This window comes from Phenylobacterium deserti (genome assembly GCF_003254705.1).
GTDB classification, from domain to species: Bacteria; Pseudomonadota; Alphaproteobacteria; order Caulobacterales; family Caulobacteraceae; genus Phenylobacterium; species Phenylobacterium deserti.
This window is the reverse complement of sequence record NZ_QFYR01000002.1, coordinates 20,970-46,161: the sequence shown is the minus strand read 5'-3', so window position 1 is coordinate 46,161 and position 25,192 is coordinate 20,970. Positions and strand designations below refer to the sequence as shown.

At 68.0% G+C, this 25,192-nt stretch carries 21 protein-coding genes; 9 read left to right on the top strand and 12 right to left on the bottom strand.

Going from position 1 to position 25,192, the window contains the following annotated elements; translation table 11 throughout:
• Positions 1-41 precede the first annotated feature (41 nt).
• Positions 42-1,280, bottom strand: coding sequence for a phytanoyl-CoA dioxygenase family protein (locus DJ018_RS09855; protein ID WP_133254258.1), 1,239 nt, complete (start codon positions 1,278-1,280; stop codon positions 42-44).
• Between the two features lie 477 nt (positions 1,281-1,757).
• Positions 1,758-2,285 (bottom strand): P-loop nucleotide/nucleoside kinase family protein, encoded by a 528-nt coding sequence (locus DJ018_RS09850; protein ID WP_111514794.1) that lies wholly within the window; start codon positions 2,283-2,285, stop codon positions 1,758-1,760.
• A 200-nt stretch (positions 2,286-2,485) separates the two neighbouring features.
• Between DJ018_RS09850 and DJ018_RS09845 the strand changes: the two genes are divergently transcribed.
• A complete protein-coding gene (locus DJ018_RS09845; protein ID WP_111514793.1) occupies positions 2,486-3,265 on the top strand; it encodes a carbonic anhydrase in 780 nt (259 codons plus the stop codon).
• Between the two features lie 6 nt (positions 3,266-3,271).
• On the opposite strand, the gene DJ018_RS09840 is transcribed toward DJ018_RS09845, so the two are convergent.
• Both DJ018_RS09840 and DJ018_RS09835 read right to left on the bottom strand, forming a co-directional pair.
• Positions 3,272-4,024, bottom strand: a complete 753-nt coding sequence (locus DJ018_RS09840) for an SDR family NAD(P)-dependent oxidoreductase (RefSeq protein WP_111514792.1) — start codon at positions 4,022-4,024, stop codon at positions 3,272-3,274.
• 62 nt (positions 4,025-4,086) lie between these two features.
• Positions 4,087-4,638, bottom strand: coding sequence for a TetR/AcrR family transcriptional regulator (locus tag DJ018_RS09835; RefSeq protein WP_165842907.1), 552 nt, complete (start codon positions 4,636-4,638; stop codon positions 4,087-4,089).
• A 193-nt stretch (positions 4,639-4,831) separates the two neighbouring features.
• Between DJ018_RS09835 and crtY the strand changes: the two genes are divergently transcribed.
• From crtY to DJ018_RS09820, 3 genes are read left to right on the top strand one after another with little or no spacing between them, the layout of a single operon-like run.
• Entirely contained in the window at positions 4,832-5,995 is a 1,164-nt protein-coding gene (gene crtY, locus DJ018_RS09830) for a lycopene beta-cyclase CrtY (RefSeq protein WP_111514790.1), read from the top strand.
• Positions 5,982-7,493 (top strand): phytoene desaturase, encoded by a 1,512-nt coding sequence (locus tag DJ018_RS09825; RefSeq protein ID WP_111514789.1) that lies wholly within the window; start codon positions 5,982-5,984, stop codon positions 7,491-7,493. Before crtY ends, DJ018_RS09825 begins: the two co-directional genes overlap by 14 nt.
• Before the next feature lie 32 nt (positions 7,494-7,525).
• Entirely contained in the window at positions 7,526-8,428 is a 903-nt protein-coding gene (locus DJ018_RS09820; RefSeq protein WP_240609508.1) for a phytoene/squalene synthase family protein, read from the top strand.
• On the opposite strand, the gene DJ018_RS09815 is transcribed toward DJ018_RS09820, so the two are convergent.
• From DJ018_RS09815 to DJ018_RS09805, 3 genes are read right to left on the bottom strand one after another with little or no spacing between them, the layout of a single operon-like run.
• Complete coding sequence (locus DJ018_RS09815; protein ID WP_111514787.1) at positions 8,425-9,135, bottom strand: fatty acid desaturase; 711 nt, start codon at positions 9,133-9,135, stop codon at positions 8,425-8,427. The two genes, DJ018_RS09820 and DJ018_RS09815, sit on opposite strands and share 4 nt — an antisense overlap.
• Positions 9,132-9,614, bottom strand: coding sequence for a sterol desaturase family protein (locus tag DJ018_RS09810; RefSeq protein ID WP_111514786.1), 483 nt, complete (start codon positions 9,612-9,614; stop codon positions 9,132-9,134). Before DJ018_RS09810 ends, DJ018_RS09815 begins: the two co-directional genes overlap by 4 nt.
• Before the next feature lie 9 nt (positions 9,615-9,623).
• The gene (locus DJ018_RS09805) at positions 9,624-10,478 is read right to left on the bottom strand and encodes a polyprenyl synthetase family protein (protein ID WP_111514785.1); all 855 of its coding nucleotides are present in this window, start codon (positions 10,476-10,478) and stop codon (positions 9,624-9,626) included.
• 127 nt (positions 10,479-10,605) lie between these two features.
• Here DJ018_RS09805 and fni point away from each other — a divergent pair, with 127 nt between their 5' ends.
• Both fni and DJ018_RS09795 read left to right on the top strand, forming a co-directional pair.
• A complete protein-coding gene (gene fni / locus DJ018_RS09800; protein WP_111514784.1) occupies positions 10,606-11,655 on the top strand; it encodes a type 2 isopentenyl-diphosphate Delta-isomerase in 1,050 nt (349 codons plus the stop codon).
• The gene (locus DJ018_RS09795) at positions 11,630-12,895 is read left to right on the top strand and encodes a glycosyltransferase (RefSeq protein WP_111514783.1); all 1,266 of its coding nucleotides are present in this window, start codon (positions 11,630-11,632) and stop codon (positions 12,893-12,895) included. Before fni ends, DJ018_RS09795 begins: the two co-directional genes overlap by 26 nt.
• Here DJ018_RS09795 and DJ018_RS09790 read toward each other — a convergent pair.
• From DJ018_RS09790 to DJ018_RS09780, 3 genes are all read right to left on the bottom strand, one after another.
• Complete coding sequence (locus tag DJ018_RS09790; protein WP_111514782.1) at positions 12,892-13,746, bottom strand: sucrase ferredoxin; 855 nt, start codon at positions 13,744-13,746, stop codon at positions 12,892-12,894. The genes DJ018_RS09795 and DJ018_RS09790 overlap by 4 nt on opposite strands.
• Entirely contained in the window at positions 13,743-14,837 is a 1,095-nt protein-coding gene (locus DJ018_RS09785; protein WP_165842865.1) for a cupin domain-containing protein, read from the bottom strand. The genes DJ018_RS09790 and DJ018_RS09785 overlap by 4 nt, the downstream gene beginning before the upstream one ends.
• Before the next feature lie 94 nt (positions 14,838-14,931).
• The gene (locus DJ018_RS09780; RefSeq protein WP_133254256.1) at positions 14,932-15,177 is read right to left on the bottom strand and encodes a hypothetical protein; all 246 of its coding nucleotides are present in this window, start codon (positions 15,175-15,177) and stop codon (positions 14,932-14,934) included.
• Positions 15,178-15,360: 183 nt separating this feature from the next.
• Here DJ018_RS09780 and DJ018_RS09775 point away from each other — a divergent pair, with 183 nt between their 5' ends.
• The 3 genes from DJ018_RS09775 (at position 15,361) to mdoH (ending at position 20,896) form a co-directional block, all read left to right on the top strand.
• A complete protein-coding gene (locus tag DJ018_RS09775; protein WP_165842864.1) occupies positions 15,361-16,944 on the top strand; it encodes a glucan biosynthesis protein G in 1,584 nt (527 codons plus the stop codon).
• On the top strand, positions 16,941-18,827 hold the full coding sequence (locus DJ018_RS09770) for an acyltransferase family protein (RefSeq protein ID WP_111514778.1): 1,887 nt from the start codon (positions 16,941-16,943) through the stop codon (positions 18,825-18,827). Before DJ018_RS09775 ends, DJ018_RS09770 begins: the two co-directional genes overlap by 4 nt.
• Positions 18,828-18,958: 131 nt before the next feature.
• Positions 18,959-20,896, top strand: coding sequence for a glucans biosynthesis glucosyltransferase MdoH (mdoH, locus tag DJ018_RS09765; RefSeq protein ID WP_111514777.1), 1,938 nt, complete (start codon positions 18,959-18,961; stop codon positions 20,894-20,896).
• A 63-nt stretch (positions 20,897-20,959) separates the two neighbouring features.
• Here mdoH and dgcA read toward each other — a convergent pair whose 3' ends face one another.
• Positions 20,960-21,943: an N-acetyl-D-Glu racemase DgcA gene (gene dgcA / locus DJ018_RS09760; RefSeq protein WP_111515279.1), complete on the bottom strand. Its 984-nt coding sequence runs from the start codon at positions 21,941-21,943 to the stop codon at positions 20,960-20,962.
• A gap of 13 nt (positions 21,944-21,956) precedes the next feature.
• The gene (locus DJ018_RS09755) at positions 21,957-24,779 is read right to left on the bottom strand and encodes a coiled-coil domain-containing protein (RefSeq protein WP_133254254.1); all 2,823 of its coding nucleotides are present in this window, start codon (positions 24,777-24,779) and stop codon (positions 21,957-21,959) included.
• Between the last annotated feature and the right edge of the window lie 413 nt (positions 24,780-25,192).

Below are 25,192 nucleotides of genomic sequence, written 5' to 3'. Positions count from 1 at the left end.
ACTCGAGGGCTTTGCTCGCCGCAAGCGCAGCAGACTGAAGCCTACCGCGCTCCCGCACGCGCGGCCGCCACGTCATGCACCGAGCCAGGCAAGCCCGAAGAGTCGTAGTAGACGACGGCGCCTTGCGCGAAATAGTGGCCGACGATGGAGCGGCGCGACTTGGTCAGATCCACGCGCGGCTGGCCGCCGTGCATCAGGTTCTCGTGCCAGATGAGGACCGTGCCGGCTTTCGGCCGGTAGACGAACCGCTCGAAGCCGCCCTTCGCGAGGGTGTTCATCCACATCGGGACCACCTTCTCGCCGAACGCCGTCCAATCGTTGTCCCGGACTTTCGGCGCCCCGGCGGTGTGCATGTAGATGCGGGGCGTGCGGTGGGAGCCTGGAAACACCACCAGCTCGCCGCTGTCCGGCTGCACATCTTCAAGCGCCGTCCACACGCCGCACATCCGGCCGGCGGGAAAGGGCGTCAGGTGCACGAGATCCTGATGATGCTCCTGCTGCGATCCGAACACATAGGTGAGCGACTGACACGGACTGGCCGGAACGCCGAAGATCAACTCCAGCATGCGCATCACCTTCGGGTGCATCCATAGCTCCCGGACAGCCGGGTACCGCTCGTGAAGATTGTGCATCCGCTGGCTTGAGCCGTACTCATAGCCCTCCACCTTGCGGGAGATCGCGTCATCCAGGGACGCGTTCAGCCGTTCGAGGAGCTCTGGCTCGATCACGTTCTCCAGGATCGCGAAGCCCTGCTCAGCGAAGTGACGCAGGATCTCACCCTCGGCTTGGCTGGCCCGGCCCGCCGCAATCAAGCCATCGACATGAGCCTGCACCGCACTGGCGTCCCGGTCGAACCACGCCGTCAGCTTGGGATCGGCGTAGTCATAGGCAGACGAGTCGCAAGGTCCCTCGAACACGGTCGGGGCGCCTCGGGCTTGCAGGCTTTGCCGCACCATCTCCGCCACCTCACCCTGGTTTCGGACCTGGATGGTGAAGGTGCGCTTTCCCACCAGCTTCCCGCCGTCGAAAGCCTTGAAGACGAGGTCCACAGAGCCGTTCGGCAGGAGATGCGAATGGAAGATGAGCTCGCCCGTGCGCTCGCCGGCCTGAGTGACCTTTGTGAAGATCGGGCTAGGCTCGCCCCGCACATGCACCTGGATCGACAACGGGCGCCGGGCTTGCGGGCCGAGTTTATAGCCGATCGTGATCAGCCCGCTTGTAGGCTCCGCGTGCGCACGCGACTGCAATCGGAAGGCGGCGAGACCGACGACAGAGGGCAACCTCTCCAGAAGAGTCACGACTGAGCGCAAGTTGTCTCTCCCCTCGTCGCTGCAAGCCAGGCGTGTTTAGGACGCTCTTCGGCATCGGGCCATGGGCGCAGCGCCTTTTCTGTCGGCTATCCAGAGCCGCTGAGCGCCCTTGGCCGCGGACCCTTCGCTTCTGGACGCCGCGGCTTGAAAGGCTTCCGCTGCGCCCTGCTCGCGCAGCTAATCTGTGGAATTCGCAGATGGAGCCGGGACGCTCGCGCTCAGCAGCACTGTCGCCGATGCGGAAGTCAGGACCGAGCTACGGCTCGCCGCCAGTCTTTGGGCCGCCGTCGCGGCCGCGCGCGCCTTCTCCTGGTCCGCGCGTGCGACCATCTGAACGTGCCACGGTTGAGGCCTGCCATAGACGCCGGGCCGGAGCGGGAATGAGGTCATGGTCGCCTCCTCTCCACTAGAGATGGCGCCTCCCCGCGCCTCGTCAACGCCTGAGCTCTAGGCTCCTATCCGGCGAGCTATGGCGACCGCTGCATCACGCGGTTCGATCCGGGTCGTGTCGATCGTCAGGTCCGGCCGCGGCATCTGCGCAAAGCAGCTCGCGAAGTCGGTGCGCAGGCTCTGGAACAGCGGCAGCGATGTCATCTTGCCGAATGCCGCCCGGTCCGGAGACAGCAGACGCTGCTCTTGGACCTGGGGGTCCACCTCCAGGGCGACAAACAGCGTCGAGCCGCCCGCCTCGGCGACAACATCTCTCGCCCGCTCCGGAAACGTGCGTTCCACCGTCGGTTCCGGCGCGAAGGTGAAGATCAGCGAGGTGTCTGCGCGGGCCGCCTCTTCGAAAACGCTGAGCCAGAAGCTCTCCCGCAGCCGAACGAACGGCGACGATCCGAATGGAAAGACGGAGCCCACCGCATCGACGACCAAGTGATTGTGGAAGAGAGCCAGGCCGCTGAGCTCGGCAAGTTCCCGCGCGACGGTTAGCTTCCCCGCGGCGACCTGACCATAGATGAACACCAGTTGCATCGGCCCTTAGTAGCGGGAGACCGGCGCCGCTTTCCACCCAGAGAACCGACGGCCTGGCGGTTCGCCCCGGACGAGGTGCAGCAGGCGGGGCTGCGCGCCCTCGCCGGCAGCGCCGCTGCACCCCCGCTCAAGCTTTCGAAATCTTAGTGAATTTCGGCGCTTCTTGATGGATCAGGGATTCGCTCCGGGGGGAGTGCGGGATGACTGCCAATCTATTTTCACGGCGGCGGCTGATGCTGGCTGCGGGAGCGGGCCTGCTCGCCTCGCCCGCCCTCGCCTCAGCGCCCAAGAAGGCTCACGTCGCGCCTGCGGCTACGACGGGGGCTGCGGCGACGCCCACCGTCTCGCAGGTGGTGGTCGAGGCGCCGCTCACGCCCGAGCAGGCGATGACGCGCCTGATGGCCGGCAACGCGCGCTATGTGGCCGCCAAGGCCACGCATCCCAATGGCGACGCCCAGCGGCGGCGGCTGGTGGCCGGCGGCGAGCGCCCCTTCGCGACCATCCTGGCCTGCGCCGACAGCCGGGTTGCGCCCGAGCTGGTGTTCGATCAAGGGCTTGGCGATCTCTTCGTGGTGCGGGTGGCGGGCAACGTCGTTGACGACGCGGTCCTGGCGTCCATCGAACACTCGGTGATCCACCTGGGCTCGCCCTTGATCATGGTGTTGGGCCACGAGCGGTGCGGCGCGGTCGCCGCCGCCGCCGAGGCCCTGGACGGCCACCCCGCGGACGAGGACAAGGACACTAAGATCGGCGCCTTGGCCGCCCTGATCGCCCCGGCCGTACACGCCGTGCCGGTGGGCGCCCCGGACAAGATCGACGCGGCGGTGTCGCTGAACGCCTCTCACGCCGCTGTCGAGATTTTCGCCGGCAGCAAGCCGCTGCGGAACCGCGTCCTGGCCGGACGGCTCAAGATCGTCGCCGCCCGCTACGACCTAGACGAGGGCAAGGTCGCCCCCGCCAAGGCGCGCGCGGAGATCTGACCTAGATCAGCCGGCGTTGCGCACCACCTGCAGGGGGCCGGGCGCCTGGCAAGTGGGCATCAGCTCCATGGTGTTGATGTTGACGTGCGCCGGCAGGGTCGTGACCCAGAACACCGCTTCGGCGATGTCCTCGGCCGTGATCGGCTGCGTGCCTTCGTAGACCTTGGCCGCCTTGTCGGCGTCGCCGTGGAAGCGGACGGTGGAGAACTCCGTGCCGCCGCACATGCCGGGCTCCAGGTCCGTCACCCGCACCCCGCGCCCCACTAGGTCGGCTCGCAGGTTCAGCGAGAACTGGCGCACGAACGCCTTGGTCGCCCCGTAAACATTGCCGCCCGGATAGGGATAGGTGGCGGCGATCGAGCTCAGGTTCACCACATGGCCGCGCCCGCGCGACACCATGCCGGGCAGCACCGCGTGGGTGGCGTAGAGCACGCCGTTCACGTTGGTGCCGACCATGGTCTCCCAATCGTCCAGCGAAGCGCGGTCGGCGGGCTCCATGCCCAGGGCCAGCCCTGCGTTGTTGACCAGCACGTCCACCGCCGCGAACTCCGCCGGCAGGCCGGCGATCGCCTGCTCCACCGCTGCGCGGTCCGTGACGTCTAGCTTCAGCGGCTGGAGGTTGGCGCCCAGCTCCCTGGCCAGAGCCTCCAGGCGCTCGGCGCGGCGGGCGGCGGCGATCACCTTGTGCCCCTCAGTGATGAAACGGCGAGTGATGGCCTCGCCGAAGCCGGCGGTGGCGCCGGTCACCAGAACGATCATGGTTGCTTCCCGTGCTGCGTTGGCGCGTCCCTAGCGCCCGCACGCGTTCGGAGCCAGCCTGTTCAGGGCGCCTTGTAGGCGCGCAGGAAGGCGTCGCAGATCTCGGTGGCGGTCCTGTCCAGGTCCACGGGCGCGCATTGGGCGCCGCCCATGTGGTGCTGGTGCAGCACGCCGATCAGCAGCGGCGAGAGCAGCATCAGGGCTGCGGCCCGCGTGTCGGTGGCGATCATCTCGCCCCGCTCCACATGCCGGTCCAGCCGGATCTTCAGGGCCTCGATGGACGGATCGACAATGTACTTCAGCGAGGCTGGGCCGATCTGCTCGTCCAGCAGCCCCTCGGCGATGCTCACCGCAAAGACGTCGCCCAGCTTCACTTCGCGCGGCGCCTGCACGGCGATCAGCAGCGAGGTGACATAGGTGCGAATGGACTCCTCGAACGGCGCGGTGGTCTCGGCCAGGGCGCGCAAGCGCGCCTCGCCCGCCGCACGGTAGGCTTCGAGGATGGCGCTGACCACTTCGGCGCGGCCGCCGAAGTAGTGGCGGAGGGTCGGGACAGTGACGCCAGCGGCGTCGGCCAGCTGGCGAAGGCTTGGGCGCGCGATTTCCCGGCGCATGATCCGCGTGGTCATGCGTTGAAGAAGAGCAGCCCTCTTCTCCTCGTAATCGACGTCGCGTGACCCCTTAGGCCTAGGCACGAATTCCCCTTATCAAAAGCTAACTAGCGCGACTGGCTCCCAACAACAATCTGGCGCGCGGCCATTCCATTCTTTATGCGTAGCATAAGAAAGAACGAGAGGTTCCCAGAAGGTGTCGACAAGCCCCCCCACCGACGTCCTGCTTGTCGGCGGCGGCCTTGCTAATAGCCTGATTGCGCTCGATTTCCACCTCCGCCGGCCCGATTTGAGGCTGACCATGCTCGATGAGTCGGCCGAGCCCGTCGAGCACACCTGGTCGATCTTCGACAGCGACCTCGAACAGGAAGGCGAACTCGCAGCCCTGTTCGACCATAGGTGGAGAGGCTACTCCGTCGCCTTCCCGGCCCTCTCCCGAGGTCTGTCTACTGGATATAGCAGCCTGACCAGCACCCGCCTGCGTCAGCACATCAAGCAGCGCCTCGGCGACCGGCTGGTCTGCCGCAAGGTCGTCCGCCTCTGCGGCTCCCACGCCGAGTGCGAGGACGGCGAGACCTTCAGCGCTCCCCTGGTCATCGACGGCCGCGGCGCCCGCCCCAGCCGCAACCTCGAACTCGGCTGGCAGAAGTTCGTCGGCCTGGAAGTCGAGCTGCGCCGGCCCCACGGCCTTTCCGAGCCCATCGTCATGGACGCCACCGTGCGCCAGGAGGACGGCTTCCGCTTCCTCTATGTCCTGCCCACCGGTCCCTCCCGCCTGATGATCGAGGACACCCGCTACAGCGACGGCGCCGACCTCGATCGGGTCCGGCTGGAGGGCGAAGTGCTTCGCTACGCCCGCGGCCGCGGCTGGTCGGTGGCCGAGGTAGTGCGGCGCGAGCAAGGCGTGCTGCCGGTGGTGCTGGGCGGCGACATCGAAGCCTTCTGGAACGAGCCGGGTCGCGAGGCCGTGCAGGTCGGCATGCGGGGCGCCTTCTTCCACCCCACCACCGGCTACTCCTTTCCGGACGCCCTTCGCACCGCCCGTCTCGTCGTCGACCACGCCGATGAAGGCGGCCCCGCCCTTCGCGAGCGCCTGCGGACCCACTCCATCGCCCTTTGGCGCGAGCGTGGCTTCTACCGTCTGCTCAACCGCATGCTCTTCCAGGCCGCCGAGCCGGACCAACGCTACCGCGTCCTGGAGCGCTTCTACCGCTTGCCTCAGCCCCTGATCGAGCGCTTCTACGCCGGACGCTCAACCTTGGCGGACAAGGTTCGCATCCTTTCCGGTAAGCCGCCCGTACCTATCTTCAAGGCGGTCAAGGCGGCCGCCCAGCCGTGGACCTCGCATGCCCCAGTCTGACGCGTACTCGTCCAAAGCCATCGTGATCGGCAGCGGTTTCGGGGGTCTCGCCCTGGCCATCCGGCTGCAGTCCATGGGCCTGCAGGTGACGCTGCTGGAGGCCCGGGACCGGCCCGGCGGCCGCGCCTACGTCTACCAGCAGGACGGCTATACCTTCGACGCCGGCCCGACGGTGATCACCGACCCCAGCAGCCTGGAGGAGCTCTTCGCCCTCTCCGGCCGCAAGCTGTCGGACTATGTCGACCTGCTGCCGATCACCCCGTTCTACCGGCTGCTGTGGGAAGACGGCGCAGCGTTCGACTACGTCAATGACCAGGACGAGCTCGATCGCCAAATCGCCGCCATGTCGCCCCGCGACGTCGAAGGCTACCGCGAATTCTTGAAGTACTCTCAGGCCGTCTTCGAGGAAGGCTACCTCAAGCTCGGACATGTGGCCTTCCTGGACCCAATGAGCATGGTCAAGGCCGGCCCGAAGCTCGCCCAGCTGCAAGCCTGGCGCAGCGTCTACTCGATCGTTTCCAAGTACGTGAAGGAAGAGCACCTGCGGCAGGCGCTGTCCTTCCACACGCTACTAGTGGGCGGCAGCCCGTTCGCGTCCTCGTCGATCTACGCCCTGATCCACGCCCTTGAGCGCAAGTGGGGCGTCTGGTTCCCGCGCGGCGGCACCGGCGCGCTGGTGGCCGGCATGGCGCGCCTGTTCCAGGACCTCGGCGGCACGCTGCGCACCGCAACGCCCGTGGAGCAGATCCTGACGGAAGGCGATCGCGCCGTCGGCGTCCGCACCAAGGCCGGCGAAACCCTCAAGGCCGATCTGGTGGCCAGCAACGCCGACGTCATGCACACCTATGAGCGCCTGCTCAGCGGTCACAAGCGCGGGGCGCAGATGCGGCGTAGTCTTGGCCGGCGTCGGTTCAGCATGTCGCTGTTCGTGGTCTACTTCGGCCTCAAGGCGCCGCCTCCGGCCGACCTGCGCCACCACACCATCCTGTTCGGCCCGGAGTACAAGGCGCTCGTCGAGGCGATCTGCGGAGCCAAGCCGCTGCGCGACGACTTCTCGATCTACCTCCATGCGCCGAGCGTCACGGATGACAGCCTCGCCCCGCCCGGCTGCAGCGGCTACTACGCGCTCTCGCCGGTGCCGAACCTGAAGCAGGACATCGACTGGGCGGTGGAAGGCCCCGCCTACGCCGACCGACTGCTCGAAGCGATCGAGCGCCGCGCCATCCCAGGCCTGCGCGCCAACCTGGAAACCTTGCGGATCTTCACGCCCGAGGACTTCCGCACCGAGCTCAACGCCCACCTGGGCAGCGCCTTCTCGCTCGAGCCGATCCTGACCCAGAGCGCCTACTTCCGGGTTCACAATCGAGACGACGTGGTGCGCAACCTCTACTTCGTGGGCGCAGGCACGCACCCGGGCGCGGGCGTTCCCGGCGTGGTCGGTTCGGCAAAGGCGACCGCCGGCGTCATCGCCCAGGATCTTGCCCTACAGCCGGCCTGATGGACGCCGTCGTCGCCCATAGCGAAGCTTCGATGACGAAAGGCTCGACCAGCTTCCGTCTCGCCTCTCGCCTGTTCGGTCGCAAACTGCGCGAGGACGTCTGGCAGTTCTATGCCTGGTGCCGCCACTGCGACGACGAGATCGACGGCCAGGATCATGGCGGCCGATCCGCGCTCATGGATGACCAGACGCGGCGCGAGCGCCTGGACCATCTGCGCCGCACAACGCGCGCCGCCATGGCCGGAGAGGCGGTCACCGACCCGGCCTTCGTGGCATTTCAACGTGTCGCCCTGCGCCACCACATGCCCGAGCAGTGGCCGCTCGAGCTGCTCGACGGCTTCGCCATGGATGTCGATGGCCGCCGCTACGAAACCACGTCCGAGACCCTCGAGTACTGCTGGGGCGTCGCCGGCGTCGTGGGTGTGATGATGGCCGTGATCATGGGCGCCAAGCAGGATCCGGAAGTGCTCAGGCGCGCTCAGGATTTGGGTCTCGCATTCCAGCTCACGAACATCTGCCGGGACGTTTCCGAGGATGCGGAGAACGGTCGGATCTATCTGCCGGCTGAGAGCCTGCGCGCCGCCGGCGTGCCGCCCAACACTGCGATCCTGCTCGATCCGCAGCTGCGCGCGAACGTGTTCAAGGTGGTCGAGTCACACCTCCAGCTTGCCGAGGCCTACTACCGTTCTTCGCGTGAGGGGCTGCGAGCCCTGCCGTTCCGAGGGGCTCTGGCCGTTTCGGCGGCGCGTGAAGTCTATCGGGAGATCGGTCGGCGCATCCTGCGACGTGGACCTGAGGCGCTTGGCGCACGCATGTCCGTTCCCAAAGCCGCCATGGGCTGGCTCGTCGCGCGGGGCGCGCTGGTGGCGCTCTGGAGCCGGCTCGAGCGCCTTTGGCCCGCGCCGCCGCGCCCGGCGCTGTGGTCGCGTCTCTAGCCGAGCTTCACCGACGGCAGCCGCCACCAGGGCGCTTCGGGGTGCAGATGATGCTCATGGTGGCGCCCGAAGTGGAAGCAGGTCAGCAGGCTCAAGAGCCAGGGATAGTTCAGAGATCGCGCATGGTGCGCATCGGCGAAGGTCGCTTCTTCGTGCCGATGCGGCAGATACGTGCCGAAGGTGAAGAGCTGCAGCGCCGAAAGGATCGCCGGTAGTCCCCAGAAGACGATCAGGTTGGCGACCTGCGCGCCGAGCAGCAGGTAGACCACAAGCACCGCCGTCACCCGAGCGAATTCGATCCACCCAAAGTGGGTCAGAAAGAACCGGTAGAGCCAAGGGGCGAAGTCGGCCGGCCGTTCCGGGTGGAAGTCCGGATCGGCGGCCGTGCCCGGCGCGTCGTGATGCTTCTGATGTGCTCCAGCCAGTTTGCGGAACGAGAAGCCTGCGTAAAGGCCGACGCAGATCTGCCCCACCAGAGCATTCAGCCGTCGCCTGCCGGGGGCAAGCGAGCCATGGATGGCGTCATGGGCCACGATGAACATTCCGGCGCCGAGCCAGCCTTGCAACAGAACGATCAAGGGCGCGCGGACCCAGTCCACCACGCTCCAGCTATGGAAGAAGACGCCCCAAATGTGGAGGGCGAGCCAGCCGCCGACGATCAGCGCGGCCAGCGAGAGCCCGATCAGGCTCTGCCGCTGAACGTTCACGGCCGATCGGCCCGCTGGGCCTGTAGCTGCCTCATCAATCGCTCCGGATCTTCCGCCACCAGGAAGCCGAAGGAGACTCCGCCCTCCCGCGTGTGGGTGACGTGATGCAGGTGATGAGCGCGAACAAGGCGCAGGAGATAGCCCCGATCCGCCTTGATCGGGAACGGGAAGCGCCGATGCACCAGGCCGTCATGCACCATGGCGTAGAGCACGCCATAAGCGGTCACGCCGACCGCCAACCACCATAGCGGCCGCAGACCGGGCTGAGCGCCCGCCCAGAACAGCGCGATGGCGATGCCGGCGAAGACGATGGCGAAGAGGTCGTTGAGCTCAGGACCTTTGCGCCCCGGCTCATGGTGCGACTTGTGCCAGACCCAAAGCGGCCCATGCATGATGTAGCGATGCATGGCCCACGCGACGCCTTCCATGGCGACGAGGCCCGCCAGGAAGCTGACGGTGTTGATCAGAATGGCCGGCATGGATGCAGTCTACGCCGCGGCGGGCCTCAGCAGAAGATCGACATAGGACGCCAGGGGGACAAGCTGCGGCGCGCCATCCGCAAGGGCGGCCTTCGCCCGCTCGAGCCGGCGGCCGGCTTCGTCCCGTAGACCGTCGCGCCCCAGCACGCTGAGCAGGTTGACGGACGCCTTGTCCTCCTCCCCATCGGCCAAGTCATCGAGGGCCTGGAAGGCGAGCCCCAGTTCCTTGCCGAAAGCGCGCAAAGCTTCCAGCACGGTCGCGTCGGCGCCCGCAGCCAGCGCGCCCATTTCGACCGAAGCGATGAAGAGCACGCCCGTCTTCTCGTGGTGCAACTGGCTGACGAAGCCAAGCGACGGTTCGACCGAGCCGCGCAGATCCTTGTCCTGGCCGCCGATCAGGCCGCTGGTGCCAACGGTGCGCGCCAACAGCGACACCATCGCGAGCCGGGAGGCCTCCGGGATGTGGTTGGCGCGGCCCAGGACCGCGAAGGCTTCATTGAGCAGCGCCACGCCAGTCAGAACGGCCACATCTTCACCATAGCGAACGTGAACCGTGGGTTGTCCCCGGCGGGCGTCCGAGTCGTCCATGCACGGGAGGTCGTCCAGCACGAGAGATGCGGCATGAACCAGCTCAAGCGCGCAGGCGCCCGGCAGGGCCGCGCCCGGCGGGCACCCCAGATGTCCAGCGCTCAGCAGCGCCAGAAGCGGGCGGATGCGCTTGCCCGGCGAAAGCACGGCGTAACGCATCGCGGCATGCAGCCTGTGCGGCGGGTCGCCCGGATCCGGCAGGATGTCAGACAGGCCCCGCTCGATCACGTCCCGCAGGGCTTCCAGCTGTCCACGCTGCAACGCGGCCGCTTCCATCAGCGTACTCCGTCCAGCCCCCTGATGCTAAACACACTAGGGTAGAACCGGGTTACACCGCGAGCTTATTTTTGTATCAGTCGGAAAAGAGAATGCAGCGCTCACGAGGGCGTCGCACGAGGGCTCAGTGACCGACTCCCAACACATCCTGCGGCGCAAGGACGAACACCTGGACATCGCCCTGAAGCAGGGCGTAGGCGGGGTGAACAGCTCGTTCGACAGCGTCGCGCTGGAGCATTGCGCCCTGCCGGAGCTGGACCTCGATCAGGTCGATCTTTCGACCGAGTTCCTTGGTCGACGGCTCGCCCTGCCGTTCCTGATCAGCTCGATGACAGGCGGGCCGCAGCGGGGCGCCTCGATCAACGCTCATCTGGCGGAGGCAGCCGAAGCACTCCAGATCCCAATGGCGGTCGGGTCTCAGCGCGTGGCCATCGAAGGCGAGGCCGCGGGCGGCATCGATTCGAACCTGCGCCGTCTCGCGCCGACGACGCCGATCTGGGCGAACCTAGGCGCGGCGCAGCTCGTGCTGGGCTATGGGGTGGACGAGGCGCGACGAGCGGTCGAGATGATCGGCGCTGACGCCCTGATCATTCACCTGAACCCACTGCAGGAGGCGGTCCAGCCAGCAGGCGATCGAACCTGGACCGGCGTGCTGAACGCCATCCAGACGCTAGCGAGCGGGCTTGGTCGGCCGATCATCATCAAGGAGGTCGGCTATGGCGTCTCAGCCCAAGTGGCGGGACGCTTGCGCGATGCAGGCGTGGCGGCGATCGACGTGGCCGGCGCGGGCGGAACCGCATGGGCGGCGATCGAGGCTGAGCGCGCGCCGACTCAAGCGGACAAGGCGGTAGCCGAGGCGTTCACCGGCTGGGGCATCCCCACTCCGCTGGCGCTGCTGCAAGTCCGGTCGGCCTATCCCGACCTGCCGCTGATCGGCTCCGGCGGAATTCGCCACGGGGTCGATGCGGCCAAGGCGATCCGGCTGGGCGCCGATCTTGTCGGCCAGGCGGGCGGCGTGCTGGCCGCGGCGCTGGTGTCGCCGGACGCCGTCATGCAGCACTTCGAGATCCTCGCTCAGCAACTGCGCATCGCCTGCTTCTGCACGGGCTCCGCCAACCTTCAGGCGCTGAAAAGCGTCCGGCTGCTGCCGCTTGCGCGTCCTATTCACGACCTTTGAAGGCGGCGGCCATGTGCCGCCCGCCCTGCTCGTCGCCCGTCGCATGCAGGAGCGCGGACACGAGGTGCTGTTCGTCTCGGACGAGGCCAACCGCCCGCAGGCCGAGCGCAATGGGCTTGCCTTCCAGACCTGGCCCACGGCTCCGAACCGCACGGTCATGGGAGCAAAGGACGATCCGCTCAACGAGTGGCGCACGCGCTGGCCGCCGGCGGTGGTACGCGCCGTCTGCAAGGCGGTGATCACCGGCCCGGCCGCGGCCTACGCCCGGGACACGCAGCAGGTCATCCGCGAGTTCCGGCCGGATCTCATCGTCTCCAACGAACTGCTCTTCGGCTGCATGGCGGCCGCCGAAGCGATGAACGTGCCTCTGGCTCTTCTTACCGCAAACGTCTGGTGCTTCCCGACTCGTGCAGACGTGCCGCCGTTCGGCCCGGGCTTTCCGCCCCCGCGCAACGCCTTCGAAGAAGGGCGCGACCGCAGCAGCCGGGGCATGATCGCTCGCTGGTACGACGCCGGTCGGGAGCCGCTGAACGCCGCGCGAATCGGGCTGGGTCTCGCCCCCGTCGCCCACACACTGGACCAGTTGGGCGCAGCAGGCCTCGTCCTCCTGGGCGCGAGCGGCGCCTTCGACTACGGGCGCGTCGCCCCCCCTCCTCCGTTCATCTACGCCGGCCCGTTGGGAGAAGCGCCCGCCTGGGTTAGCGACGGCGCGGAGCCAGATGCGCTGATCGATCCTGGTCGGGCGAACGTGCTGGTCTCGTTCAGCACCGCCTATCAAGGGCAGGAAGCAACTGTTGGACGGTGCATTCGAGCCCTCGCCACCCTGCCCGTGAACGGCATCGTGACCCTGGGACCTGCGATCGACCCCGCTGGTCTTCCGTCCGCATCCAACGTCAAGGTCGTGGAGCGGGCTGACCATGAGCGGATCGTGCCCCACTGCAAGCTGGTGGTATGCCATGGCGGGCACGGCACGGTGCTGCGGCCGCTGATGATGGGCGTGCCGCTGATCTGCATTCCGACGGGCCGGGATCAACCCGAGAACGCCCAGCGGATCGCCGCGGCAGGCGCGGGCCTGCGCCTGCCGCGCAACGCTGGGGTGGCCCGCATCCGCCGTGCGGTCGAGCGGGTGCTTGGCGACTGCAGCTTTGCATTCGCGGCGCGCGAGCTGGGCGAGGCAGTCGCACGAGAGGCCGATGGTGGGCTGACGGCGGCGAAAGCGCTGGAGGCCTTCGCCGGTTAAAGGGCCGCGACCCCGGCGACAACCAAGCGCCGCGCGGTCGAGGGTTTCCCTTCCGCCATCTTCCCGCAGCTGCCGAAGAAGCGGACTTCCGTCACATCCAGAGCGATCTCGAAAGCCTTGCCGTCCACGCGCGCCTCCGCCGTGGCGGGGTCGCGGCGCACGACATCCAGCGGCAGGGACGCGTGATTGAACACGCCCGCCCTGGCGAGGCCGGCGCGCAGAACCTGGGTCAACGCGGGCTCGAACACCCGCCCTCGGTAAAGCTCTGGCGTCAGGCGGCCGGCGGCTTCTCCCTGCGCCATGGCTCGCAGGTCTGCGGAATCCAGGTGGGCGTACATGCTGCCGGAGGGGAAGAAGACGCCCGTGGCCGCGAAGCGGTCGCCGCCAAGGTGGGAACACTGGATCGGCTCGAAGGGCGACAAGCCGGCGGCATGCAGATCCCTTGCCGCGCTGAAAACGGCGAAACCCCACTTGGCGCAGCAGCGGTCGCGAGTGCCATGGGTGCATACCGCCAGCCGCGGCGCGCGGCTCTCGTCGGCCAGCCACCGACCAGCGAACACGTCAAGCAGCGGCTGCAGCGCAGCCGGTTGGTGTCCGGCGTCGGCCGAATAGACGAGGATACGGCAGGTGTCATCCGTCCCGCGCGGCGGATCGTACAGGCGCGTGACCACCCCGCCCTGACGCGCCGCCTTGATGGCGGCCTGCTCGTCGGCAGAGGCCCACGAGGCGTTCACCTCAGCCGTTCGCCAGAACCGCTTTGCGACGGGCAGGAACACATAGGCCTGCGCCACCACGCCCGTGCCGGCCATGGTCTCGTGGGCGCTGAGCGCAGCCCGCGAACAGAAGCTCATTGCTGTTCCTGCTCGATCAGGAAGGCGCCACGGCGCAGCATCTCCTGCACGAACGCCGTCAGATGCGGTCGAGCGGCCGGCGGACTGGTCGCTTCCAGTGCGGCGATACTGATCGCTTCTCCGGCGGCGAGCTCATCCAGCGCTGGCTTGAGATCTCTCGAGACGGTGAACTCGACGCCGCGCCAGGTCAGAACCACGGAGGCGCCGCGATCCAGAACGCGCGCAGCGCCGTCGGCGAGCCGGATGCGAGCTCGATCCGGCAGCTCGGTCTCATCGCCGATGAACGGAAACGAGAGCTTCGGCCGCTGCGGCTGCGTCGCCTCGACGTGTCGGCGATAGGCCCTGGCAAGTTCTTCTGGATCCTCAGCTGCGACCTGGGCCAACAGGCTGGCGAGGCGCTCGCCCAGCGCCTCGTCGTCTTGTTCGAAAGGTAGATCTCGTCGCGCGAGGGGCTCGGTCAGCGCCCGATCCGCCAGCCAGTGCAGGAAGTCGGCTCCGCTCTTGCGGGTCAGTCCGACTGTCAGGTGCATAGTGGGACCGCCCAGGCCTACCGCGGCATGCCAGTAGCCGCGCGGCAGGTACAGGACGTCGCCAGGCTCGAGAATTATCTCCTGCAGCGGGGCTTCGGGTCGGTGCTGGTCGAACTGCCCGCCGCGTCGCGTGGGCGCTTCAAGCGTTGAGCCGTAGAGCAGCCAGCGCTTTCGGCCCTCGACCTGCAGCACGAAGACGTCGTGATCGTCCCAGTGGATGTCGAAACCCTGGGTCGTCCCCCAGCAGGCGTAGAGGTTCGCCTGGCAGGCGCAGGCGAACTCCGCCGACAGGTCAGCGCAGATGCGTTGCAGCGGGGCGTTCAACTCATTGGCCGCATCGACGATCAGCGTCGCCCCATCGCGCAGCGCCTCGTTGAGGGCTGCAGGGTCTAGATCCTGCAGGACCGCGCCACGCCGCGTCCGCCGGGACTTGAAAGCCGCCTTGCTGATGTCCGCGCCCGCCCGCTCAAGTCGCAGACGCGGCGGGACGAGGCGATGTTCGGCCAGCGCCCCATTGAGCGTCGACCACCCGAACAGGCGCGCGACGGCGTTAGGCGCCATCCGCGTACGGAAGGCGTCCTGCCCTAGACGGCGCTCCAGAAATGGCCCGACCTGCGCCGCCCCGATCAGGGCGGCGAGGCCCGCAAACCTGGCTTCAGGCCGCGCCGTCCGTCCCGTCGGCGTCGGAGCCGTCGGTTCCGTCTCCTTCGGCGCCGTCTCCTTCAGCGCCATCGGTTCCGTCGCTGTCGCCGTCAGTTCCATCCGTGCCGTCCCCCTCTTCCCCGTCCGTGCCATCGCTGTCGGGATCGGTCTGATCCTGCAGCTGCATGACGGTGGGATCGATCGGATCGTTGATGGCTTCCAGCAGCGGGCCGCCGCCCGTTTGTCCCGTCTGGTTCATGTTCCTGTCCTTGTCGCCCGTGGCCGGCTGGCCCTGCACAAGCTTGGCGCAGCCCTGTGACAGAACTCCGAGCGGCGCAGGTTCGATCCCTTGACGATGCACCGCGGACGCGGAGCCACCCTCCCCGGCGCTCCAAATCCGCAACGGGTCCGGCGGATCGTCGCAAAGGCCGTTCAAGTCGTTGTGATCGACCGCCCTTGGCTGTACGGCGAGTACGAGACCGCTCCCGGAGTCCAGACCGGCGTTCAGCAGAGTATGCGTGCACAGACCCTCCGCCGCCGCGATGTCCTCGCCGCCGCGCCTGCGGCGCTGGCGCTGCCGCACGTCGCGCGGGCGCAGACCGCGCGGGTCGCCGACTTCGTGCGCCGTCGCGCCGCAGCGTTGGCGGCAGCGCCGTACCAGCCGCGTTCAACGGAGCTGCCGCGCAGCCTCGCCGAGCTGAACTACGACGGCTACCGCGACCTTCGCTTCCGGCCCGATCAGGCGGTTTGGCGGGCGGAAAAGCTGCCGTTCCAGCTGCAGATGTTTCACCGCGGCGGCCTGCATCGCGAAGCGGTGGAACTGTTCGAAGTCCACCGCGGGCAGATCCGCCCGATCGGTTACCGGCCCGATATGTTCACGGCCGGCCCTGTGGCAGGTGATGTTCTCACCAGCGACCTCGGACCACAGCTCGGCTTTGCAGGGTTCCGGATCCACACGCCGATCAACGATGCTTCGAGGTTCGACGAGTTTGCGGTGTTCCTGGGCGCCAGCTACTTCCGGCTGATCCCGAAGGACTGCGTCTACGGCCTTTCGGCTCGAGGCCTGGAGCTTGGCTCGGGCGACCCTGGGGAGGAGTTCCCGGCCTTCCGCAGCTTCTGGATCGAGCGGCCGGCTCCCGACGCCCGCACGATCACCGTTCACGCCCTTCTCGACAGCCCCAGTGTCGCGGGCGCCTATCGTTTCGTGATCGCGCCGGGCGAGGCGACCGTCATGGACGTCCAGGCGAGCCTGTTCCCGCGTAAGGCGCTCTCCAACGCTGGACTTGCGCCGCTGACGAGCATGTTCCTGTTCGGACCTGAGCAGCCGCGCCGGTACGACGACTTCCGGCCAGAGGTTCACGACTCTGACGGCTTGATCGCCAGCAATCCGGCCGGCGAGCGCCTCTGGCGGCCGCTTGTGAACCCCCAGCGGGTGGAGATCAGCCAGTTCCATGGCGATGGCCTCGGCGGCTTTGGACTGCTCCAGCGCCGACGTGATCTTGCCTCCTATCAGGACCTGGAGGCCGCATATCATCGGCGGCCTGGCGCGTGGATCGAGCCCACCTCCAACTGGGGCGCCGGCGCAGTACGCCTTGTGGAGCTGCCCGCCCGTAGCGAGGCGGAGGACAACATCGTCGCGTCGTGGCGACCGGCCCGGCCGCTGCAGCCGGGACTTGAGCACACCTTCGGCTACCGCCTTCGGTGGGCGGCCGACCCCGTGACGCCCGCCTCGCTCGCGCCCGTCACCTTGTGGCGGACCGGCCAGGGCGGCGCACAGGGCGTGCGGCTCTTCATCGTCGAATACGGTGGCGTAGACCTGTCATCTCAGCGGGGCTTGGCTGCGGACGTCGCAGCGGGCGCGGGCGCGATCCGCAACCTGACGCTTCACCAGAACGAGGCGACGGGCGCGGCGCGCGTCAGCTTCGAGTATGACCCTCAAGGGGCGTCCGACGCCGAGCTGCGGGCACGCCTGGTCCGTGGCGGCCAGCCGATGTCGGAAAGCTGGGTCAAGCGGTGGCAAGCATGAGCTCGATCGAGCCGCTTTCCCGCCCGCCTGTGTCTCGCGTGGCGGAGCCGCCCCGGAAGAAAACGCGGCTGCCTAGCAGCGAGGCGACGAGCGCGCCGACGCCGTCGCCCACTTCAGCAAGCACGCGCCGCTATGATCTCGACTGGATCCGCATCACGGCATTCGGGCTGCTGATCCTCTACCACGTGGCGCTGGTCTACGCTCCATTCGACTGGCACATCCGCAGCACCCACACCTTCGGATGGGTGCGCGAAGCCCTGCTGGTCTCCAGCCCATGGCGTCTGACCCTGCTGTTCCTGGTGTCGGGATCAGCGCTTCGGTTCATGTCGACAGGTCAGGGCCCCAGGTCCTTGATCGCGGCTCGGCTGAAGCGTCTTGGGCCGCCGTTGCTGTTCGGTGTTCTGTTCCTAGTGCCGATCCAGTCCTGGATCGAGGCGATGGACAAGGGCTCGTGGTCCGCCAGCCTGCTGGCATGGTGGCTGCGGGAGTTCAGCCCTGCCGGCCTGGCGAACGGCGCACCGCTGAACCACCTCTGGTTCCTGCTCTACGCAGCAGTCTACAGCTTGGCGGCGATCGCCGTGTTCGGCGATCCGCAGCGAGCGGCTCGCCTCGAGGCGAGGCTCTCCGATCTGCTCACTGGCTGGCGAGCGCTGGCCGTGCCGGTAGCCTACCTGATCGCGATCCGCATCCTCCTGTTCCCGCTGTTCGGCCTCACAAACCAGCTGGCTACCGACTGGTACAATCACGCGCTCTCGTTCGGCGCGTTTTCGCTGGGCTTCCTGCTGGCCCGTCGTGAGACCCTGTGGCGCGACCTCGAGCGCTTCCGCTGGATCAGTCTGTGCGTCGCCGTTCTCGCCTTGCCCGTTATGATGGCGCAGGACGCTCACCCGGGCGGCGGCGCATTCCTGGGCATACCGCGGGCGGTCATCTTCGGCTTGGACCAGTGGGCCACCATCGCCGCAATCCTCGGCTTTGTTTATCGGCACCTGCGCAACGTCTCCGGCCCCTTGCTCCGGTACCTCACAGACGCGGTGTTCCCCTGCTACCTCGCCCACCAGACGGTTCTGGTGGTCGCCATCTGGCTCCTGAAGCCGCGCGGCCTGCCGGCTGCCGCCGAAGCCCTGGTGCTTGTGGGCGTGACTTTCGCGGGAAGTCTGCTGATCTATGAAGCCGTGCGTCGGGTTCCGCCCATCCGTCCGCTTTGGGGACTGAAGCCGCTTGCGACTTCGGCGGAGACGCAGGCGCCGAAGCTCTATGCCCGTCGGCGCATGCTGCTCGCCTGTGGAATGATCGCGCCCCTTCTGGCGTTTGCGACGACCCTTCTGGCGGTAGCCGCCTACCCCGACTTCAACCATGCCAGGCAATACCTGAGCGAATTGGGCGGCGCCTCGGCGCACCTGCCGATCATCTTCAACGCGGGCGTCCTAGCGGCCGGTCTGATGGCCGCGCTTGCGGGCTGCGGCTTCGGCCTCGCCCTGATCGCCCTTTCGCGCGCCCACATTTCCGGAGCCCTGACGGGCGTGGTGTTCGTGCTCGCTGGCTGCGGCTTGGCCGTTGCGGCGATCTACCCTTGGCCTGACCCGCGGCACCTGGCGATCAATCTGGCGCTCGGCATCCAGCTTGCCCCCCTGCTGCTGCTGTGGGGCCTGCGCGCGCAGCCCGAACTGGGCCGCCTGAAGCTGTTCCTGGCGATCGTGTTTGTGGTCATGGCTGTGCTTACCGTCCTGACCAAGCACCTGCTGTTCCCAGGCACGGTGAACGACGCCAACGTCGGCTGGTGGGAGCGGGCGTACGCTGTGGTGCTGGTGGGCTGGGTTGGCGTCGCCGCCTATGTGTTGGAACGGCGCCTCAGAAGCGAAAGCTGTGCGTCAAAAGCGGCCTGAATGGCCGGCGATTTAAGTTCGTTCTCGCTTCTTTCAACATTTCGTGATTGATCGTTTGGGAATCCAAGCCATGCTGCAACGCAGCGGCCTGGGCTCTCCCCCTCGTGGGGTTCGGGGAAGTGAAGCAGACGATGAGCAATCTAGCGAGCCGCCTCCAAGAACCGAACCTCCGGATCGAGGCGCCGATCGGGCCGATCCCCTGGCTGCCGCCGGAAGCGCCCCTTTCGATGCCGCGACAGGAGCCGGAAGACGAGTCCGCGCTGGTTCAGAGCCGGCCGGCCAGCTCGCCTCCGGACATGCTGAGCCGGCGCATCGCCGTGTTCGGCGGCGCCTTCATCATGACCGCACTGGTGGCCATGGGTCCCGCCGTGCTGTTCGCACGCGAAGGCTGGGACAAGCTGGAGATCGCGGCCTTCGCCGTGTTCCTGCCGCTGGTCCTCGCGGTCGCCTGCTGGTTCTGCAGCGCCGTTGCAGGCTTGTCCGTGCTGCTGGGCGGTCGCGAACAGGAAGACCTGGAGTTCCCCGCGCGTCCGAGCCCGCCGAAAACGCGCACGGCTCTGCTGATGCCGCTCTACAACGAGGACGCCGGCGCGGCGTTCGCGCGACTGGCAGCCATGGATTCCTCCCTGGCTCGCCTGGGCGTGTCGGACGCTTTCGACATCTTTGTGCTCAGCGACTCCACCAAGGACGCCGTGGCCTTGGAAGAGCAGTCGGCCTTCCGTGCGTTCCGCGTCACCGCCCACAGCCACATCTTCTATCGCCGCCGCGTCGAAAACACCGAGCGCAAGGCCGGCAACATCGCCGAGTGGGTTCGCCGCTTCGGCGGCGCCTACGATTTCATGATCGTGCTGGACGCCGACAGCATCATGGCTGGCGAGACGGTTCTGCGCCTGGTCAACGCCATGGAAGCCCATCCGCGGGTCGGCCTTATCCAGACCGCTCCGACGATCACCGGCGCCTCCACCTTGTTTGCCCGGATGCAGCAGTTCGGCGTGCGCATGTACGGCCGCGTGGCGGCGGCGGGCCTGGCCTGGTGGGCCGGCGCGGAAGCCAGCTACTGGGGCCACAACGCCATCGTGCGCGTGCATGCCTTCGCGTCGGCCGCCGGCCTGCCGATCCTGCCGGGCGTGAAGCCCTTCGGCGGCCACGTGCTGAGCCACGACGTCGTCGAGGCGGCCCTCCTGCGCCGCGCCGGCTGGGCGGTGCACGTCACCGCCGCGCTGGACGGCAGCTGCGAAGAAACGCCGCCGACCATGCTGGACTTCATGCAGCGCGACCACCGCTGGTGCCAGGGCAACCTCCAGCACCTGAAGCTGCTGCGTGCCAAGGGCCTGCACCCGATCAGCCGCTTGCAGCTGGCCATGGGCTGCATGGCCTACATCTCCTCGCCGCTTTGGTTCGCGGCGCTGGTGATCGGCATGGCCATCCAGCTGCAGCATCCGGTCGACTGGAGCACCTTCTGGTACTTCCTGAACCCGCAATTCACCCCCTTCATGCTGACCTCCCTGCTGTCGGGCGCCCTGCTGATCGGGCCAAAGGTGATGGGCTGCATCCTGGTGATGAGCCGCCCGCGCGAGCGTCGTGAGTTCGGCGGCGCCCGCACGATACTCAAGGGCCTAGGCATGGAGATTTTCCTGTCGGCCGCCCTGGCCCCTGTGCTGATGGTCGCCAACACCAAGTCGGTCCTGCAGACGCTGCGCGGCCGTGATGTGGGTTGGAAGCCGCAACAGCGGGACGCGGACGGCGTTTCGCGGGCTGACGCCTACCGCGCCATGGGCTGGCAACTGTTCACGGGCCTGTGCTTTGTGGTGGCCCTCTGCTTCCGCCCGGACCTTTCGGTCTGCTTCGCGCCGATCGTGCTGCCGCTGCTCTTCGCTCCGCAGCTGGCGGTTTGGACCTCGCGCCGCAGCCATGGCGACGCCTTTGCCCGCGGCGGCTTCCTGGTGACGCCGGACGATCCTGGCGTCAGTGCGATCCCGGCGGTGCTGGGCGCCCGTCAGACGCCCGCTTATGCCGCGCCTCTGCACGTGGAGGCCCGGCCGACTGTTGCGAGCGCCGCGGCCCTCTAGGCCTGGCTTCAGACAGAAGAAGGTCCGGCGCGCTGGCCTCCAGCGCGCCTTTTCTTTTTTGGCTTAGCCCCAAAGCTCCACCGGAGGCGGCTCGATCAACGAGCCCAGGTAGGTCAGGCCGGGGTGTCGGTCCCGAGCCAGCAGAAGCCCACCATCTAGGTCCACGAATTGCGCGCCCTGGGCAGGGATCAAGGCCGGCGCGATGCCCAGCGACGTCGAGACCATGCACCCGACCATGATCTCGAGCCCGGCGGCCAACGCCGCCTCCCGTAAGGCCAGCGCTTCAGTGAGGCCGCCGGCCTTGTCGAGCTTGATGTTCACGCAGCTATAACGGCGTGCACAGTCGGCCAATTCGGCCCGGGTGTGCAGGCTCTCGTCAGCGCAAAGCGGAACGGGGCTGTTCCAGCCTTCCAGTTCCGCATCCTGGCCAACAGCCAGCGGCTGCTCCAGGAGCTTGACCTGCAGTCGGGCGAAATCGGGCGCAAGCCGTACGAGGTCTTCGAACGTCAGGGCCTCGTTGGCGTCGACGATAAGCCTTGTGCGGGGCGCCGCCTCGCGCACCGCAGCGACGGCGTTCACGTCATCTGGACCGCCAATCTTCAGCTTCAGCATCGGCCACCGCGCCACCGCCCGCGCCTGTTCGGCCATCGCTTGCGGCTCGCCCAGGCTGATGGTGAGGCAGGTCTTCACGGGATCAAGGCGTTCTCGTCCCGCCAGGCGCCAAGCCCGAACGCCCGCACGCTTGGCTTCAAGGTCCCAGAGGGCGCAGTCGAGGGCGTTGCGCGCCGCACCAGGCGGCAGCAGGTCCTGCAGAGCAGCCCGGTCTGCACCCTCCGCGATCTGAGCAGTCACCGACTGCAGTTGGGCGAGCACGCCCTGCACGCTTTCGCCGTAGCGAGCATAGGGCACCGCCTCGCCGCGACCGGCGAACGCGCCGTCCGACACCTCGGCGACGACCACCTCGGCTTCCGTCTTGGCGCCGCGTGCAATCACGAATGCGCCGGCGATCGGCCAGCGCTCCGACCGGGCGTTCAGGGACGCTGGCACACGCACGCTGTGGTCAGGCCGCGTCGCCGACCGCGGCGTCGAGCAGCAGGTAGAGCCGGCCCGCGTCACTGCCCAACAGACTCGCCATCAGGAACCCCTCGGGATCACGGACCACGGCGTCGTCGACAACCGCCTGGTAGCGGCGCACGAAGGTCTCGGCCTGATTGCGCAGGTCAGCGTCAGTGAAAAGACGGCGCACGATGCGGCGCGTGGCGGCCGGTGCGAGCCGCTTCACCACTTGGCGGGCGCCATCGAGATCGCCGCTTTGGACCGCCGCGGCGATCTCGTCGATCCGTCCAGTCGGCAACAGGCGATCCGGCTCCACCCCCATACGGGCAAGTTCCGCGCCCAACGCCGCTTCGATCGGCTCATCCCCGCCGCCTGCGTCAGGTCCGTCGATCGACGCCAGGAGATCCTTCCAAGTCCAGGTCTCGCCCCCCTCCTCCTCGTCCTCGGTTTCAGCGGCCGCGCGCGTGGCCTGAGGAGGCCCACCTGCGGCTTCGAAGATGGAGGAGAACTCCTGATCGCTTGCAGTCGGCGTCAGCTTCAGTCGGGGGCGCAAGCCGATCTGCTCGGCAGGATCGGCTTGCGAGCGATCGGCCGTCGAACTCGTGGGCGAAGGCACGACCAGGTCTTCAAGTTCAAGCTCCGGCTCGTCCGGTTCGATAGCGCCAGAGGCGGACGTGATAGATGCGACGGGCTCGGGCTCCGGAGGCTCAGGCTCCGCCGCAGGCGGCGGCGGAGGTGCAGGCCGCAGCGTCGGCGCCTGATAAGCCGCACGGAAGGTGGTGCGGCCAGCGGCTCCGGACAGAGGCGCGCGCAGCGGCGCGGCCATGCTGGCGGATGCTGCCGTCGGCGCCACGGCCTGCGGTTCGACGACCGGCGCAGGATCGACTGCCGGCGGAGGCGGTGTGGGCGGCGGAGGCGGCGCCGCCACACGCGTGGTGGGTGCAACAGGCGCAGGCTGGAGCGGAGCTGAGAGCGGCGCGGCGCCGGCAGGCGCGGCCGCCACCGTGCCCATCAGGCGCACCGCCTCGCTCAGCATGTCGAAGTTGCGACGGACCCGCTCCTGGAACGCCGCATCGATCGCTTGCGCTTCCGCCGCCGTGCGATGGGCGTGCTGCATCAGCTCGTCCATGCCGTGGGCCAGCGCGGCGCGCACCTGCTCAGCTTGAGCGCGAGCGGACGCGGGCATCTGACGTGTCCGCTCTTCCAGGCGAGCGAACATTGTCTCCAGTTCCTGGAGCGTCGCACGGGCCGCCGAGGCGCCCTCGTCCAGCTTGCGGGCGGTTGCGGCGCCGGCCTGCTCGACCATTTGCGAGGACTGCTGCACCAGCGCCCTCGCCTCTTCGAGGCGCGCTTCGAAGACCTGGTTCGCCTTCTGGCCCGCCGCAAAGGCGGCTTCGGATAGCTGGTCCACCTGCTCGCGCGCCATGGCGGCGTGCCGCGACGCCGCTTCGCGCGTCTCCTCGGCTGCGTGGTGGAGGGCTGCAATCGCGGCGCGGGTCTGCGCCTCCAGCTCGGCTCGCTCGCGGGCCGCGGCTTGGGAGACCGCCTCGAGCGACTGATGGGTGGACTGACCGAACTCCTCGCGCTCGGCGTGGGCCGTCTGGGCCAACTCGCGGAACTGCTCGGCCGCGTCCGCCATCAGCGCCTTCAGGGTCTCGCCGCCCTTGGAAGCGCGATCGCTCATCTCCATCGCCGACAGCCGGGCTTGCGAGATGAAGTCGGCAAGGCGGGTGGCGTGGGCGTCGGCCTCGTCGGAGAAGGACTCGTGATCGGCGCGCAGCGCGTGCGACAGGGTGATCAGCGCCGCCCGCTGCTCCGACAGCCCGCTTTCCACGGCGCGGATCTGCTCCGAGACACCGACGCCGGCCGTCTCCAGCCGTGCGATGTGGCGAACCAGGTCCTCTCCAGCGGTTCGGGCGGCGTCTCCCGCTTCGCTGGCGGCGGCGGCCAAATCGGCGGCCCGCGCCGACAGGGCGGCTTCAGCCTCACGCAGCTGGGTCTCGGCCAGCTCGGACGCCTCGGCGACCATCCGCGCCTGCTGCGTGATGGAGTCGGCCACACGGGTGGCCTGAGCATCGAGCGTGTGGGCCAGCCCCTGCATTTCGGTGCGTTCCCGGCCAAGCGTGCCGGCGAGTTCGTTAGCCGTGCGCACCGAATTCTGTGTCGTCTCGGAGAGGCGTTCGGCTTCGGAGGCCAGCGCTCGGCTGAGGGCCAGCAGGGTTTCACGCGCTTCGTCCGCGGCGGCGCCGGCGCGAAGTATCTCCTCGCGGACGCCTTGGACGACGTCGCCTGCTTCGGCTGCGGCGCTGAGCGCCGGCGCGAGCATGGTCTCGGCCATCGCCTTCGCCCGCCGGCTTTCCGCCGCCAGCTTCTGGCCTTGGCGGATCATGTAGGCCGCGCCGAAAACGAAGGCCGCTGGCCCGACCGCCAGAAGCACGAACACAGCCATCGCGAAGGCGTCGTCCGTGAACGGCTCCACACGGTTCCGGTAGCCCACCGCATAGGCCAGCGGCGCAAGCGCCCAAAGAACGGAGACCGCAAGGGCCGTCAGGTAGATCGGCCAGCCCGACGGAGCTTCGTAGACGTCCTCAGCAAGCGGCGCCGGCGGCTGGGCGTCGCGAAGTGCGGGCTGCGGCGTCTTGGGGGCGGCCACGGGTGTTGCGAACGATGGCGACGCTATGGGCGCATCCAGCTCGGAAGAGGTGGCCATGCGGGCCATCATCGGTTGATCGATCAGCGGTGCGGGCTCAAAGGCGGTCTGCGTGTCCGCTCCGGTGTCGCTGGACGCCCCGAAATCCAACGGCTGACGCCGCTTCCTGATCTTCATGCCCGCCATCCACTCCGCACGAGATCGCGCCCGTCCCCGCGCCCGCGTCTCCAACGGCAAGGATTACCTGCGATGGCAGGCGACGCAAACAGGCGAGCTCGACTCAGCTCAGGTTGGACGTGGAATGTCGCGCCGACGCAATGCGTTGCGACAAGAGGTTCAGACGCGAACGGCGCCTGACGCTCAGGCCCGAGCTTCGGGTGCCCGCCGATTAGACGAGGGCCCATCCACCGCGATCTTCTCGATCTTCCGAGGGCTGCGGGCGATCACACGCTGCGGCGCAGGTTGAACCCGTTCCGGCTGCGCAGCTTCGAGGCTGACGCCGAAATGGCACATGGCGGCCGCGGACGAATGCACGACAACGGCAGCGACCATCTCAGTCAATGTCGAGAAAGCCATCTCCCTGCCTCGTG

Excerpts from the sequence above, each read along its gene's own strand:
- DJ018_RS09820 (WP_240609508.1), top strand. The coding sequence starts at position 7,526 with ATGACGAAAGGCTCGACCAGCTTCCGTCTCGCCTCTCGCCTGTTCGGT.
- mdoH (WP_111514777.1), top strand. The coding sequence starts at position 18,959 with ATGAGCAATCTAGCGAGCCGCCTCCAAGAACCGAACCTCCGGATCGAG.
- DJ018_RS09835 (WP_165842907.1), bottom strand. The coding sequence starts at position 4,638 with ATGCGCCGGGAAATCGCGCGCCCAAGCCTTCGCCAGCTGGCCGACGCC.
- DJ018_RS09755 (WP_133254254.1), bottom strand. The coding sequence starts at position 24,779 with ATGAAGATCAGGAAGCGGCGTCAGCCGTTGGATTTCGGGGCGTCCAGC.
- DJ018_RS09810 (WP_111514786.1), bottom strand. The coding sequence starts at position 9,614 with ATGCCGGCCATTCTGATCAACACCGTCAGCTTCCTGGCGGGCCTCGTC.
- DJ018_RS09840 (WP_111514792.1), bottom strand. The coding sequence starts at position 4,024 with ATGATCGTTCTGGTGACCGGCGCCACCGCCGGCTTCGGCGAGGCCATC.
- DJ018_RS09850 (WP_111514794.1), bottom strand. The coding sequence starts at position 2,285 with ATGCAACTGGTGTTCATCTATGGTCAGGTCGCCGCGGGGAAGCTAACC.
- DJ018_RS09825 (WP_111514789.1), top strand. The coding sequence starts at position 5,982 with ATGCCCCAGTCTGACGCGTACTCGTCCAAAGCCATCGTGATCGGCAGC.
- DJ018_RS09785 (WP_165842865.1), bottom strand. The coding sequence starts at position 14,837 with ATGGCGCCTAACGCCGTCGCGCGCCTGTTCGGGTGGTCGACGCTCAAT.
- DJ018_RS09790 (WP_111514782.1), bottom strand. The coding sequence starts at position 13,746 with ATGAGCTTCTGTTCGCGGGCTGCGCTCAGCGCCCACGAGACCATGGCC.
- DJ018_RS09805 (WP_111514785.1), bottom strand. The coding sequence starts at position 10,478 with ATGGAAGCGGCCGCGTTGCAGCGTGGACAGCTGGAAGCCCTGCGGGAC.
- DJ018_RS09770 (WP_111514778.1), top strand. The coding sequence starts at position 16,941 with ATGAGCTCGATCGAGCCGCTTTCCCGCCCGCCTGTGTCTCGCGTGGCG.
- DJ018_RS09845 (WP_111514793.1), top strand. The coding sequence starts at position 2,486 with ATGACTGCCAATCTATTTTCACGGCGGCGGCTGATGCTGGCTGCGGGA.
- DJ018_RS09780 (WP_133254256.1), bottom strand. The coding sequence starts at position 15,177 with ATGAACCAGACGGGACAAACGGGCGGCGGCCCGCTGCTGGAAGCCATC.